Genomic DNA, 14,400 nt, shown 5'->3' with positions numbered 1-14,400 from the left:
AGTCACTGTGTCGGATGCCTCATTCCCCTGGCAGGATGCCGCGTTGTCACCTCGTGAACGGGCCGAGAAGCTTGTTCAGGCGATGTCGCTGGAGCAGAAGATCGCCCAGCTGCATGGCGCGATGGAGACCATCGACATCTACGCGTTGTCCGCACAGGCGGCGGAGTCCGCGGAGGCGATGGAGCAGCTTGCCGCGCAGATCCAGGTGCAGCGTCACGTGGCGGCGATCGAGGAACTCGGCATCCCCCGGTTCCGGATCACCAACGGTCCCGTCGGGGTCGGAATGGGCGACGGAACGCCAAGCCCGCCGGCCACCTCCCTGCCGATGACCATCGGCCTCGCCGCCGGTTTCGACCCCCCGTTGGCATACGCATACGGCGGCATCATCGGCTCGGAAACCGCGACGCTGGGCCAGCACGTGCTGGAGGGCCCCGGCCTGTGCCTGCACCGCACCACCATCGCCGGCCGGAACTTCGAGTACTTCTCCGAGGACCCCTACCTCTCCGGCGTGATGGGGGTGGCCGTGACCACGGCCATTCAAGCGCATAGTGTGATCGCGATGGCCAAGCACTACGTGCTGAACGACCAGGAGTACGAACGGTTCCGCACCAGTGTCGAGGTCGACGAGCATGTGATGCGGGAGCTCTACCTGCTGCCGTTCGAGATGGTGGTCAAAGACGCCGAGCTCGCCGCGGTGATGAGCGCCTACAACCGGGTGCGCGGCGTGTATGCCACCGAGTACCGGTACGCACTCACCGACATCCTGCGCACCGAGTGGGGCTTCGACGGCTACGTCCAATCCGACTTCTGGTCCACCCGTTCCGCGGCACCGTCACTGAACGCGGGCCTCGACCACGAGATGCCCGACGCCAAGTGGCTCAACGCATCGAACATCGAAGCCGCCCTGAGCGACACCAGCCTCGAGATCGAGACCGTCGATCGGGCCCTGGTGCGCCGGTATACCCAGATGTTCCGCTTCGGTCAGTTCGACCGACCTTACGAGCCCGGCCAGATCGACGCGGCAGCGCACGGCGCGATCGCGCGGACGATCGGGGCGCAAATGGCCGTGCTGCTCAAGAACGACAACGGGCTGCTGCCGCTGGATCCTCACGCCGGCGGCTCCATCGTGATCATCGGGCAGTCGAGCTTCGTGGATGACGCCTGCCTGGGCGGCGGCGGATCCTCGAAGGTGATCCCGCTGTACACCGTTACGCCGCTGGACGGCATGCAGGACGTGCTGACCGACCTCGGCTCGCCCGCGGTGCTGACGAAGGTGACCGTCGCCAACGACCTCGCCAACCTGGATGCCGCCAAAAAGGCGGCCGCCGACGCCGACGTGGTGGTGCTGATGGCGGGCCTGGTGGCCACCGAGGGCGCCGACCAGCCCGACGCGAACATGGTGCACGATCAGAACCGGATGCTCACCGAACTGCTCGGCATCAACCCGACCACGGTCGTGGTGCTCAAGGACAGCAACCCCGTGCTCATGCCGTGGATCGACCAGGCGCCGGCGGTGCTGGAGGTGTGGAACCAGGGCGCCGAAGACGGACATGTGGTCGCCGACCTGCTCTTCGGGGCCGTGAATCCCTCCGGCAAGGTGCCGACGTCGTATCCCCGATCCGAGGATGACACGCTTCAGGCCGGTCATCCGGAACGGTACCCCGGCACCGACGAGGGTGACGGTTACCCGGTGATCCGCTACTCCGAGGGGCTGGAGATGGGATACCGCTGGTTCCAGGCGCAAGGCATCCAGCCGCTGTTTGGCTTCGGGTTCGGCCTGTCCTACACCAGCTTCGACCTCGCCGACGTCTCAATCGATGCGCCCGACAGCGTGAACGCACCGGTCACCGTGACCGCGTCACTGACCAACACCGGGGCGACCGCGGGCGCCGAGGTGGTGCAGGTCTACCTCGGGATCCCCGCGCCGGGACAACCGCCCAAGCGACTGGTCGGATTCCAGAAGGTGTTCCTCAAGGCTGGCGAGTCACAGCGGGTGACGATCACGATCGACCCGGATGCCACGCATCATCCGTTCGCGGTGTGGGACTACGGCGCCCGCAGCTTCCGGCCGGTGCGCGGCGAGTACACCGTCTTCGTGGGCACCTCCGCGGACGACACGCCCCACACCGGCACCATCAGCTCGTCGTGAGCTGAGGGGTAGCTCGAGCCCGGCCGCCAACGTGAACGCTGCGAAAACGGCCGAGCGCCGCCGCCGCGGCGGGCGCGGTCGGCCGTTTTCGCGGCGCTCACCGCCGAAGGCCCGCCGGGACGGCCGCGCTCGGCCGTTTTGGGCGCGCTCGAAGGCGCCGCGCAGCTTGGCGCGGCGAAACCGCGGCTACACGCCGGCGAAGAACGCGTCGACCGCCGCGCCCAGCGCGGCCAGGTCTCCGGTGTGCGCCAGCTCGCGAGCCGAGTGCATCGAGAGCAGCGGCACCCCGACATCCACGGTGCGGATGCCGAGCCGGGTGGCGGTGAGCGGTCCGATCGTGGAACCGCACGGGATGGTGTTGTTCGACACGAACTCCTGCGTCGCCACGCCCGCCTCGGTGCAGGCTCGCGCCCATAGGGCGGCGCCGTGCGCGTCGGTGGCGTAGCGCTGGTTCGCGTTGATCTTCAGCAGCGGACCGGAGCCGAGCATCGGCGTGTTCTCGGGGTCGTGCCGCTCCGGGTAGTTGGGGTGGATGCCGTGCCCGGCGTCGGCCGACACGCACCAGGAGTCGGCGTACGCCTGCAGCCGCTGCCGTTCGGTGCCGCCAGACAGTCGGGTGAGGATGTCGGAGAGGAACGGGCCGCTCGCGCCGGAGCGCGACGCGGAGCCCAGCTCTTCGTGGTCGAACGCGGCCAGCACACTGGTGTGCGCGGCATCCTGCGGCGCTTCCAGAAGCGCGGTGAGGCCGGCGAACACCGACGACAGGTTGTCCATCCGGCCGGCGGCGAACAGCTCGTCGTTCTGCCCGAAGCGGCGCGGCGGCTGCGTGTCGGCGGTGAGGATGTCGTAGCCCACCACGTCGTGCGCGCTGACGCCGGCGGCATCCGCCAGTGTGGCGATCAGGTCGCCCTGGGTGCCGACACCGAAGACCGGCGCGGTGTGCCGCTGCTTGTCGAGGGTGAGGCCATCGTTGTTCACCCCACGGTCGAGGTGGATCGCCAGCTGCGGGATGCGCAGGAACGGCCCGGTGCGGGTGAGGTGCTCGCGGCCGTCACGGGTGACGAGGCGGCCGGCGAGTTCGAGTTCGCGGTCGAGCCAGGAGTTCAGCAACGGCCCGCCGTACACCTCGACGCCGGCCTGCAGCCAGCCCTGCCGGCGCAGGGTGGGCTTCGGCTTCAGCTTGAAGCCCGGCGAGTCGGTGTGCGCGCCGAGCACACGGAACGGCGTGGTGGGGGTGGCGTCGCCCGGCCGCACCCAGGCGATCACGGCGCCGTCGCGCAGCACGTAGCCGCGGCTCGGGGCATCCCACTCGGCGGACTCCTGCTGCCGGCTGAATCCGGCCTCGTCCAACCGCCGCGCCACCTCGGCGGCCGCGTGGTACGACGACGGAGAGGCGGAGATGAAGGCGGCGAAGTCGTCGATAAAGTCCATCCCCCTATCCAACCAGCCCCCGAGGGCCCGTCGTTTCGCGGGAGGCTAGCGCGGCAGCAGCTGCTCGATCGCCGCGACGACGACCTCGTCGGTGGGCTTGGTCTTCGACCGGAAGCGGTGCGTCACCGTGCCATCGGCTGCAACGAGGAACTTCTCGAAGTTCCACGCCACGTCGCCGGCCTCGGCCGCGGCATCCTGAGCCTGCACCAGCTGGTCGTACAGCGGGTGCCGGTCGTCGCCGTTCACGTCGATCTTGGCGAACACCGGGAACTCGACGCCGTAGCTGGTGCGGCAGAACTCCTGGATCTCCTCGTTCGAGCCGGGCTCTTGCCCCTTGAACTGGTTGCACGGGAAGCCGAGCACCTGCAGGCCGCGATCGCCGTAGGTGCGCTGCAGCTCCTGCAGGTCGTCGTACTGCGGCGTGAACCCGCACTTCGAGGCCACGTTGACGACGAGGATGACCTTGCCCTTGTGCTCTTCGAGGGTGGTCTGCTCGCCGCTGGCGGTTTCGATCAGAACGTCATATGGCAGGTAAGTGTTCGTCATGTCTTGAGACTAGACCCGACTGCTGAACGTTCCGGATGTCGCAGCCGCAGGTTTCGCGGAGGGCTCAGTCGCGCGCCGGAATCTGCTGCAACGCCCAACTGTTGCCGTCGGGGTCCTCGAAGTAGACGAAGCGGCCCCAGTCCTGCTCATCCACCTCGCTGGCGTCGACCCCCTTCTCGACCAGCAGGGCGCGGGCGGCATCCGCGTCGGCGATGACCATCTGGATGCCCTTCACGGTTCCCGGCGCCATCGTGGTCATGTTGGTGTCGAGCACGATCGAGCAGGCCGACCCCGGCGGGGTGAGCTGGATGAAGCGCAGCTCGTCGCTGACCGGGATGTCGTAGTCGGCGTTGAAGCCGATCTTGTCCACGTAGAACTCCTTGGCGCGATCGAGGTCGCTGACCGGTACCGCGAGGAGTTCGATCTTCATGTCCATCGTTGTCGTCCTTTCGGTGTGGTGAGTTGGTGCGGTGAGTCGGTGTGGTGAATTAGCGGCTCTTCTTGATGCCGCGGATGCCGAGCGCGAGCCCGATCAGGGCCAGCAGCAGCGCGGCCACAAAGCCCCAGAGCACCGCGGGGGCTAGGAGGTCGCCGGCGAACAGCGCGCGTTCCGCGGCGACGACGTAGCTGAGCGGGTTGAACCCTGCTGCGACCTGCATCCAGTGTGGGCCGTTGGCCAGGGGCAGCAGCATCCCGGACAGGATCATCAGCGGGAAGATTGTGGCTTGCTGCACGGCCCAGAACATCCAGTCGCGGTTGCGGCTGGCAAGCGCCAGCGTGTAGCTGAGAGCGCCGAAGCCGAGTCCGAACAGCGCGAGCAGCACCAGCCCGATCAGCATTCCTGCCGGATTCACGGTGAACCCGAACGGGATGGTCACCAGAGCGATCACCGCGGCCTGCACCATGATCGGCGCCATCTCCTTGAGCGATCGGCCGATCAGCAGCGACGCGCGAGAGATCGGTGCCACCAGGGTGCGCTCGTGCGACCCGGTCTGCATCTCGTACAGCAGGTTCGACCCGGTGACGCCGGTGCCGAACAGGGCGATCATCACCAGGATGCCGGGGACAAACCACTGCAGCGTCTCCGCTGGCGGCAGGTCGGACCCGCCGATCAGCAGGGGCCCGAACAGTCCGAGGAAGACCAGCGGCTGCAGCAGGCTGAAGATCAATGAGAACGGGTCGCGGCGCACCGGGCGGAGCTCGCGCACGAACACGTTCCAGGTGTCGCGCGCCGGGTTCAGGCGGCCGACCGACTCGTCGACGGGAATGGGGGCGGGTGAGGTGCTCATCGGGTGGCTCGCTCTTCTTCGTAGGTCTCTTGGGTTTCGACATCTCCGGCACGGGTTTTTACAGGCTCAACCGGCGATGATGTGGTGTCGGCCTCCTCGCGCAGGCTGCGGCCGGTGAGCGCGAGGAAGACGTCGTCGAGGGTGGGCTGCCGCAGCTCGGCGGTGACGACGACGAGTCCGGACGCATCGAGCTCGCGCAGCACGGGAGGAAGCACTCGCTCGCCGTGGTGCACGGTCAGCTCTACCGTGCGGCCCTGCACCGTGGGCTCGGATCGGGCTACCCGGCCGGTCACGGCGCTGGCGTCCGCGGCATCCGTTTCGGAATCGAACCCGAGGGTGATCACGTCACCGGCCAATGTGGTCTTCAGCGCCGGGGCGGTGTCGTCGGCGATGACGCGGCCGTGGTCCATCACGAGGATCCGCTCGGCGAAGTGGTCGGCCTCCTCGAGGTAATGCGTGGTGACGAAGATCGTGGTGCCGCGGGCGCGTCGCAGGTCGATGATGTGCTGCCACAGGTTGGCGCGGCTTTGCGGGTCAAGCCCGGTGGACGGTTCGTCGAGGAACAGCAGTTGCGGCGAGTGCATCAGTCCCATCGCGATGTCGAGGCGGCGGCGCTGCCCGCCCGAGAGCGCGAGCACGTTGCGTTTGGCGAGGGAACCCAGTCCGAGCGATTCGATCAGCTCGTCGGCTCGCTTCGCCGTGGCGGCGCGGGTCATGCCGTAGAAGGCGCCCTGGCTGAGCAGCTCGTCGCGCACCCGCTGGTAGTGGCCGGCGCTGTTGCCCTGGCCGATGTAGCCGATGCGTCGGCGCACCTCGGCGGGCTGCTTCTGGGTGTCGAAGCCGGCGACTACGGCGGTGCCTGCGGTGGGTGGTAGCAGGGTGGTGAGCATGCGCAGGCTGGTGGTCTTGCCCGCACCGTTCGGACCGAGAAAGGCGACCAGTTCGCCGCGCTCGACATCCAGATTGAGGTCGGTGACCGCATCCACCCGGTTCTTCTTGACCGTGAACTGTTTGGTGAGTCCACGGGCCTGGATCATGGTGTCTGTCGTCATGACGGCCATGATTCTCGGGCATTAGGTCAGTTTTCGTCCTGATTGCGAGGAAACTGGGGTCATGGCGGAAAAAACTTCCCGAGTGCTCGCCCTCCTCACCCTCCTGCAGACCCACCGGCAGTGGCCCGGCCCGGAACTGGCGGAGCGGCTCGAGGTGACCGAACGCACCCTGCGGCGCGACATCGAACGGCTGCGGGAGCTCGGCTACCGGGTGGAAGCGACCCGCGGCGCCGCGGGCGGCTACCGGCTGGAGGCCGGTTCGGCGTTGCCGCCGCTGCTGTTCACCGACGAGGAGGCGGTGACGATGGCGATCGGATTGCGGGTGGCGGCGACGCAGGGACTCGTCGACGGGGCGCACACCACGCTGAGCGCTCTGGCCAAGTTCGAGCAGGTACTGCCGTCCGCGCTGCGGCAGCGGGTGAACGCGCTGGCCGGCTTCGTGCAGCCGACCACCCCGCGCGGCACCCCGGTGTCGCAGGAGCTGCTCGGCCAGCTCGCCCTCGCCTGCCGCGACCGGGAGCGGATCCGGTTCCATTACACGGCAGCCGGCGGCACGGAGTCCGACCGGGTTGTCGAACCGAACACGCTGGTGGCGGCGGAACGCAACTGGTTCCTGGTCTGCTGGGACCTGCAGCGGGCGGACTGGCGCACCTTGCGGGTCGACCGGATGGCGCGGTTCTTCGGCACCCGCGTGCACTTCTCGTCGCGCGAGCTGCCCGCCGCCGACGCTGCCGAGTTCGTGCAGGCCGCGGTGTCATCCGTGCGGCAGCGGCACGCGGCATCCGTGATTCTGGACATGCCGCTGGATGCGGTGCAGGCGTATTTCGGGCCGTGGGCGCGGGGCGCGACGGCGCTGTCTGACCGGCGCACGGAGTGGCCGATCGGCGGCGACAGCTACGAGGTGATGATGTCGGCGCTGCTCTGGATTCCGGCGGATGTGGCGTACACGATCTCGGGATCCGACGAGTTCCTGGCGTTCGTGCGCACGGCAAACGAACAACTCGCTCGCGCGGCGGAGCGACCACTCGTTCAGGGCTGACGCGGGCTGTCAGGGCCCGGCCTGGCCGGACTGGATGGCGCGGATGGCCAGCCGGCCCGACAGCGGGCCGATCAGCAGCAGCGACGCCCAGCTCAGTTTGCCGGCATCCGCTCCCCACAACAGGGCGATCGGCACGGATGCGAGGAACACCAGCGGGGTCGTCAGCTGGTCGATCAGCAAGATCCGGTTCTCGCGCCGCCCGCGCGGCCTGATCTCCAGTCCCTTGCGCCGGGCGATCTGGAACATCAGCGTCTGCGCGACCGACACGGCCGCGAGGTTGACCGCGTAGAACACCGTGGGCAGCGCGAAGCCGGCCGTCTCCGGGTCGCTGATGCCCTGGGTAGTGAACGGCACGAGCACGACCAGCGCCACCGCCACCAGATTCGCGGTGGTGGTTGCCGGGTCCAGGGCCGACAGGCGCTGCACCAGCCGAACGTTCACCCGCCAGAACACCGCGATCACCAGGAAGCTGAGGGCGAACCCGGCGAGCTGGTAGAACAGGCCGCTGGCTGCGAGCGAGGACAGGTCATGCCAGGCGTCGGGTTCGGGCACGTCGACGTTCACGATCAGCAGGGTGATCGCGACGGCGTAGATCGCATCATAGAAGCCGAGCCCCCGATCGAACTCGCTGGTCTTGCGGGCCAGCACCCCGTCGCGGCCAGCCCGGTTGTCGTCGGTCACCGTCCCAGACTGGTCCAGTGCCGCAGCGGCGGCAATGGGGTCAGCCGAGCGGCTCCCAGCGGCCACCCACCCGTTGGGTCACCGACCACCGGCGGGGTTCGGCGACCGCCGAGACCGCGCTGACCACGGCGTCACCGATCTGGGTGGCGAGATCGGCGGCCTCGGCCTCGAAACGCACGGTGATGCGGGGCTCTCCGGCCACGATGCTGATGTCGGATGCCTCGACGACCGTGAGTTCGGCGGCGGCATCCGCCGCGGTCGGCAGCACGGAGTCGGGGGCCGTGCCCGCCCGGAGGGAACCGATGGCGATGGTGACGCGGAACGAAGGCACCTGTCGATGCTAGACGCGGATGCGGGAGTGCTCAGAGGTCTCGCGGCGGGAAGTGCACCTCCACCGCGGTGTGCCGGGCCAGCACCGGTGCCGGCTGCAGCACCTCGATGATCACGAGTCCCGGCGCGCGGGCGAGTTGGGTGAGTAGCCAGTCGGGGTCGACCCCGGAGTACCGGTCGTGGGCAGTGCCCAGCTCGGTGGGGGTGCCGAACAGCGGGTCAGCCTCGTCGAGGATCAGCACGGCGTCGCGCTGCTCCGCCTCATCGAACAGGCGGGTCAGGTTGCGTTCGGTGGCCTCGACGTACTCGCTGACCACCTCGCGCAGGTTGACCCGGATCGTCGGGCGGTCGAGTTCGCGCGCGACGGAGGCGACCGCCGATCGCTTCTCCTCGATGTCCGTGCCGCTGAAGACCGCGATCGAGCCGGGTGTCAGCGACACCACGTCGTACAGGGTTGACGCCACGGACAGGCGTTCGGCGGCATCCACCGTGAACGTGGCGCACACCGCGAACGACAGCCTCAGGGGCGTGTTCGCGGCGAGCCAGAGCCGGGTGAGGTCGTCGATGTCGAGCGGGGTGACCCGCACTTGCACCTGCATGCGCTCCCCGCCGACCATGACGGACAGCACCGGCTGCCGTTCCACCACCGCGCGCACGTTGCCGTATGCGCGGTGACTGGCCGCCGAGGTGTCGGCATCATCGGCGGGAAACACGCTGATCAGGTAATACAACTGGGCGATGAGCCGGCTGAGTCCGCGGGGCTCGCTGCCCTCGTGGAAGCCGAGCAGCTCCTCACGGTAGAGGAACAGGTTGGCCGACACGCCGCTCACCGAGGTGTGCGCGACCGCCGGATGCTGGGCGGTGACCTGCTGGCCCGGCGCGAGCGTGTCGCGGAGCGCTAGCGTGGTGGCGGCGATGGCCTGACCGTAGTTGGCGAGTGCGGGCATGATGGCTCCTCGACTGGTTGCCGATGACGCTACTCCCCCGCCGCGGACCGGTCGAGAGGCTGCGGTTACGCGTCCAGTTTCGCGGCGACCGGGGCCGGTTCGACCAGGGTGATGAACGCGCAGAGGTCGGCGAGGGTGTGCACGTTGTGCGGCAGGTACTCGGTGATGCCCGGGGAGTAGACCAGGAACGCCGCCCACTGTGCCCGCGAGATGGCGACGTTCAACCGGTTCGGCATCAGCAGGAACTCCAGGCCGCGCGGCACGTCGTCGGCGGATGACGCGCACATCGACACGATCGCGACGGCCGCTTCGCGCCCCTGGAACTTGTCGACGGTGCCGACCGGTACCCGGCCCAGGCCCGCCGAACGCAGGCGCTCATGGATGAGCCCCACCTGCGCGTTGTACGGGGCGACCACGATCACATCTTCCGGGGCGAGCGGGCGGATGTCGCCGCCTTCCGACCAGTCGCGGCCGAGGGCGGAGCGCACCAGCTCGACGACGGCGTCTGCCTCCTCGTCGCTGGAGGTTGAGTTGCCGGCGTGCGGTACGGCGACCGGGTGCACTCCCGGCTCGATGCCGTCAAGGTGACGGTCGGAGTGGTGCGAGCGCAGCTTGTCCTCGTAGGACAGCGCGGAGACCGGGGCGCAGACCGCGGGGTGCATGCGCCAGCTGGTGGCGAGGAAGTAGCCGAGCTCCGGCGGCAGCACTCTGTGCCCGTCGGTGAGCCAGCCGAGCGCCGAGACGTCGACGGGTTCCGGGTGGGTGCCCTGGCTGACCTGCGGCAGTTGCTGCGGGTCTCCGAGCAGCAGCAGGCGCTTCGCGGCGACGGCCGCGGCGATCGTACTGGCCAGGGAGTACTGCCCGGCCTCGTCGATCACCAGCAGGTCGAGGTGGCTGCGGGGCACCCGGCCGGCGTGGCTGAAGTCCCAGGCGGTACCGCCCAGCACGAAGCCGCCGGACTGCTGGGCGAACGGGCCGATCGTGGTGCCATCGAGCGGGGTCCACGGCACCGGGTGGTCGCCGTCGCCGTTCTTCGGTTTCTTGCCGACGAGGCTGGGGTCAAGCCCGGCGTCGAGCACCCCACGCAGCATGTTCTCGACCGCGGCGTGCGACTGGGCGACCACGCCCACTTTCCAGCCGTGGTTCGCGACGAGGTCGGCGATCACCCGGGAGCCGGTGTAGGTCTTGCCAGTGCCCGGAGGGCCCTGCACGGCGAGGTAGGACCGGTCGAGGCTGAGCAGGTCGTCGCGGATGCTGTCGCTGATCGAGCCGCCGTTCGCGGAGCCGGCAGTGCGGGCGGAGTCGCCTGTGCCGGTCGAGCGGGTGCTGCGCGGGGGCACCCGGCGCAGGATGTCGAACGCCGCATCCGGCAGCGGCTCCGGCCAGGAGCTCAGCACCCGGCGACCCCACTCGGAGATGGCCTCCACCTGCGTGCCGGCGTTCGGCGGTTGCGCCGGAGTGAGTGCCATCGGCAGCGCCTGATGTTGCGGCGCGTCGGCCTCGAGTTTCTCTTCGATGATGAAGATCGACTCGTCGATGATGTCGAGCACCGTCGTCTTGTTGTGCGTCGTGCGCGCGCCCGGCTCGCTGCTCGGGGTGATCGGCGGGAATGGCGGGTCGTAGAGCACGTATGGGCTGGAGCCCACGCCGATCTTGCTGCCGGGGGCCAGTGTTCCGGTGACGCTGAGGATGCGTCTGGCCAGCTTCTGTCGACCGGAGAGGTGCCAGTCCTCCACCACGACCGGCGGCTGGTCGATGACCAGCACGTCGCGGGTGTCGGCCCAGTCGCTCACCGGGGCGCGGAGGCGGGTGAAGTGGTCCCACCAGAAGGACTTCTGTTCGCGGCGGTGGTAGTCGATCGCGGCGGACGCGAGCGCGAGCGCGGTGTGGTCGGCGCTGCGTTCGGCGGGCGGCACCTCGGCGAGCAGCGCGGTGAGTTCCACGTAGACCGGGTCGGGATCGCGCAGCGGCACCGGGATCGGCAGCTCAGCGGGCACGGCCAGGTCAACGGCGTTCTCGGCGGCGCGGGCCAGCAGCCAGTCGCGCAGCCGCAGGGTGGAGACGCAGTCGTAGGTGTTGTAGCTGGCGATGTCGTCGAGCACCAGCTGCGCGGCATCCGTCTCTCCGGCGGCAAACAGCTCTCGGGAGTGCACGTACTCGGTGATCGAGTCGGCCGCGTTGGCGACGCCGTGCCGTTCGTCGTCACCCATGTACAGCGGCTCGAGCTTTTTCAGCGAGTAGCTGCGAGTGCCGATGCGCAAGCCTTGCCGCACCACCGGATACAGATCGACCAGCACGTGGTTGCGCAGCAGGTCGTCAACGGCCTCCTCGCCCACCCCGTGCCGGGCGGCGATGCTCAGCAGGTGGGTGCGCTCGTATGAGGCGTAGTGGTAGATGTGCATGCCCGGATACCGGGTACGGCGCTCGTCGACGTACGCGAGGAAGTCGAGCAGCGCCTGCCGTTCCTCGGCCAGGTCGTGCGCCCAGAACGCGCGGAACGTCTCGTCCGGTTCGACCAGTCCGAACAGGTAGTCCAGGCCCCAGACTGTTTTGGTCGGCGCAGCGCCCTCCTGGTACAGCGGGTCGCCCTCGAAGTCGAAGAAGACGTCGCCGGGATCGGGTTGCGGCAGCGCGGTGAGCGCGGCCGGTTCCACCACCTCGAAATCGAGCCAGCCGCCGATCTGCAGCCTGGCCTGGGCGCGCAAACCGGTGAGCGCGGCATCCGACATTCCGGTGATCGGCCCGGCAGCCTCGGCGAGCTGGTCGATGGTGGCGATGCCGGCGGCGTTCAGCTTGGCCCGCTGGGTGCGTCGCATTCCGGCGACGAGCAGCACGTCGCGGTGCAGCTCCACCTGCTCGGTGCAGGCTGCGCACCGACCGCACGCCTCATACCGAGGATCGGCCCACGCGGCGGCGACACCCTCCTCGACCCGCTCGTCGACCATCGCCTCGAGTCGGGCGCGGCGCTTGCGATACACCGGCAGGATGTCGCGCAACCGGTGCTCGCTGGTACGGCCGTCGCCGAGCAGCAGATACACCGTCTCCCCCGTGGGGATGCCGAGCTGCTGTAGTTGCTCGCTATATGCCGCGAGCTGCATCAACGCCGTGACCTTGGCGCGGCGGGCCAGTTTGGTGTCGTACACCTCGTAGCCGCCGTCGGCTCCGCGCAGGATGAAGTCGGCGTAGCCGAGGAACCGGCCGTCGAAAAAGGTGGCCTGGTAGAGGGCGTCTGCGCCGCCGCGCAGGGCGCGCTCGGTCTCGGCCGCGGCCGCGGCGAGCTGGGTGACCTCGGGCCGTTCGGTGAATTCGACCACGGTGCGGGTGAGCTTGAACTGCTCGAGGGTGCGTTGTTCGTGCACGTCGCCGAGCGCCGCGGTGCGCCGCAACATCTCGTCTTCCGGCTCCTCGACCGCGTCGATGCGGCCGAGTTTGGCGTCGAGCCGTCGCATCAACGCCCACTCGCAGGTGGCCGCGGCGGTGAGGTCGCTCGCGCTGTAGATGACGCGGTTCTCAAGCAGGAACATGGCTAGAGGCTAGCGGGGGCCTCCGACATTGCCGGTGTGAATCCGCTCGATCAGGCCGATCACGGTGGCCGAGTCGCGCGGATCGACCGGGAGCGGCGCACCGCGCAACAGCGCGTCGGCGAGCAGGGCGTAGAAGGTGTCGTACTGGCCGCGCACCGCGGGCACTTTCTGCAGCGCCCCGTCCAGGCCCAGAACTCCCCAGGCGGATTCCGGCTCCACCCCGTAGTCGGGGTCGGATGGCCGGGCACCGGCCGACAGTGCGGGCTCTTGCGAGTCCAGTCCCCATTTCGTGTATGCCGATTCTGTGCCGAGCAGGTGGAAACGCGGCCCGGCCTGGGCGGCCCACGCCGTCGCCCACAGTCTGGAGCGCACCCCCGACTCGTGCAGCAGCGACACGAAGTCGTCGTCGTCGGCGGCGCCGTTGGGGCGGCGCGTGGAAATCTCGGCGTGTACCTCTGCCACCGGGCCGAACAGGTGCAGCGCCTGGTCGATGAGGTGCGGTCCGATGTCATAGAGCACGCCGCCGCCCTGCGCGGTCGTAGCCTCCCCCTTCCACGCCTTCGCGACGGTGGGCTTCCAACGGTCAAACCGCGATTCGAAGGTGTGCACGGTGCCCAGCGCGCCGGATGCCATCAGCTCCTTCACGGTGAGGAAGTCACCGTCCCACCGCCGGTTCTGGAAGGGCGCAAGCGGAAGGCCGAGCCGCTCGGCCTTCTCGATCAGGTCGATCGCGTCTCGCTCGGTGACCGCCATCGGCTTGTCCATCACCAGGGCGAGCCCGGCGTCGAGGGCGGCGTGGCCGAGTTCCACGTGTGTGGGAGTCGGCGTGCCGATCACCGCGAGATCGAGGTCGAGCTCGAAGAGTTCCTCTGGCGTCGCGACGATCCGCGCACCGGGGTACATCGTGCTCGCCTGCTTGGCACGTTCCGGGTTGGCCGTGACGATCGCATCAAGCGAATAGTCGTCGTTCGCCGCGATGAACGGTGCGTGGAAGATCTGACCCGACAGGCCGAATCCGATGACGCCCGCCCGAATGGGCCGACCGGTCAGCGCGCTCACGTGAGTCTCCTAGCTTCTCTGCCTTCCCAGATTGTGACACGCGGGCGGCGATACGCTGGACCAATGGCCAAGGAATTCACCAACGAAACCGACGCGCGCCGCTACGCCTACCACCTCGATGGCGAGCTGGTCGGCGTGCTCGACTACGCGCTCACCGCCGACGCGATCTCCTTCACCCGTTCGTTCACCGCGCCGAAGCATCGCGGCAAGGGGTTCGCCGGCGAGCTCGTGGAGTTCGCGGTGAACGACGTCGAGCAGTCGGGCGACCGCCGGGTCATCCCCATGTGCTGGTACGTGGGCCAGTGGTTCGATGACAACCCGGAGCGCGCAGGCCTGCTCAGCCGCTAGGCGAT

Annotated in this window: 13 protein-coding genes; 3 read left to right on the top strand and 10 right to left on the bottom strand. The window is 68.8% G+C overall.

All coding sequences use genetic code 11. The annotated features are described in order from the left end of the window. The first annotated feature begins 7 nt into the window (after positions 1-7). Positions 8-2,149, top strand: coding sequence for a beta-glucosidase family protein (locus HCT51_RS05250; protein ID WP_224760681.1), 2,142 nt, complete (start codon positions 8-10; stop codon positions 2,147-2,149). A 186-nt stretch (positions 2,150-2,335) separates the two neighbouring features. Here HCT51_RS05250 and HCT51_RS05245 read toward each other — a convergent pair whose 3' ends face one another. From HCT51_RS05245 to HCT51_RS05225, 5 genes are all read right to left on the bottom strand, one after another. After that, positions 2,336-3,580: a M18 family aminopeptidase gene (locus HCT51_RS05245; RefSeq protein WP_166870997.1), complete on the bottom strand. Its 1,245-nt coding sequence runs from the start codon at positions 3,578-3,580 to the stop codon at positions 2,336-2,338. Positions 3,581-3,625: 45 nt separating this feature from the next. Continuing rightward, positions 3,626-4,126, bottom strand: coding sequence for a glutathione peroxidase (locus tag HCT51_RS05240; RefSeq protein ID WP_166870995.1), 501 nt, complete (start codon positions 4,124-4,126; stop codon positions 3,626-3,628). Positions 4,127-4,190: 64 nt separating this feature from the next. Continuing rightward, positions 4,191-4,562 carry a VOC family protein gene (locus HCT51_RS05235; RefSeq protein WP_166870993.1) on the bottom strand — a complete coding sequence of 124 codons (372 nt, stop codon included), beginning with the start codon at positions 4,560-4,562 and terminating at the stop codon, positions 4,191-4,193. A 52-nt stretch (positions 4,563-4,614) separates the two neighbouring features. After that, positions 4,615-5,415 (bottom strand): ABC transporter permease, encoded by an 801-nt coding sequence (locus tag HCT51_RS05230; RefSeq protein WP_166870992.1) that lies wholly within the window; start codon positions 5,413-5,415, stop codon positions 4,615-4,617. Then, complete coding sequence (locus HCT51_RS05225) at positions 5,412-6,467, bottom strand: ATP-binding cassette domain-containing protein (protein WP_224760680.1); 1,056 nt, start codon at positions 6,465-6,467, stop codon at positions 5,412-5,414. Before HCT51_RS05225 ends, HCT51_RS05230 begins: the two co-directional genes overlap by 4 nt. Positions 6,468-6,528: 61 nt before the next feature. On the opposite strand from HCT51_RS05225, the gene HCT51_RS05220 reads away from it, so the two are divergent. Further along, positions 6,529-7,506, top strand: a complete 978-nt coding sequence (locus HCT51_RS05220; protein ID WP_166870990.1) for a helix-turn-helix transcriptional regulator — start codon at positions 6,529-6,531, stop codon at positions 7,504-7,506. Between the two features lie 9 nt (positions 7,507-7,515). Here the strand turns inward: HCT51_RS05220 and HCT51_RS05215 are convergent, their stop codons facing one another. From HCT51_RS05215 to HCT51_RS05195, 5 genes are all read right to left on the bottom strand, one after another. Next, entirely contained in the window at positions 7,516-8,187 is a 672-nt protein-coding gene (locus tag HCT51_RS05215) for a TMEM175 family protein (RefSeq protein WP_166870988.1), read from the bottom strand. A 40-nt stretch (positions 8,188-8,227) separates the two neighbouring features. Further along, positions 8,228-8,518: a hypothetical protein gene (locus HCT51_RS05210; protein ID WP_166870986.1), complete on the bottom strand. Its 291-nt coding sequence runs from the start codon at positions 8,516-8,518 to the stop codon at positions 8,228-8,230. 31 nt (positions 8,519-8,549) lie between these two features. Beyond that, entirely contained in the window at positions 8,550-9,464 is a 915-nt protein-coding gene (locus tag HCT51_RS05205) for an AAA family ATPase (RefSeq protein ID WP_166870983.1), read from the bottom strand. A 65-nt stretch (positions 9,465-9,529) separates the two neighbouring features. Then, positions 9,530-12,988 (bottom strand): TM0106 family RecB-like putative nuclease, encoded by a 3,459-nt coding sequence (locus HCT51_RS05200; RefSeq protein WP_166870982.1) that lies wholly within the window; start codon positions 12,986-12,988, stop codon positions 9,530-9,532. Positions 12,989-12,997: 9 nt separating this feature from the next. After that, entirely contained in the window at positions 12,998-14,047 is a 1,050-nt protein-coding gene (locus HCT51_RS05195; RefSeq protein WP_191413773.1) for a Gfo/Idh/MocA family protein, read from the bottom strand. A 63-nt stretch (positions 14,048-14,110) separates the two neighbouring features. On the opposite strand from HCT51_RS05195, the gene HCT51_RS05190 reads away from it, so the two are divergent. After that, positions 14,111-14,395, top strand: a complete 285-nt coding sequence (locus HCT51_RS05190; RefSeq protein WP_166870980.1) for a GNAT family N-acetyltransferase — start codon at positions 14,111-14,113, stop codon at positions 14,393-14,395. Positions 14,396-14,400: the final 5 nt, after the last annotated feature.

The organism is Salinibacterium sp. ZJ450 (assembly GCF_011751885.2).
Taxonomy (GTDB): Bacteria; Actinomycetota; Actinomycetes; order Actinomycetales; family Microbacteriaceae; genus Ruicaihuangia.
This window is presented reverse-complemented; position numbering and strand designations above follow the sequence as displayed.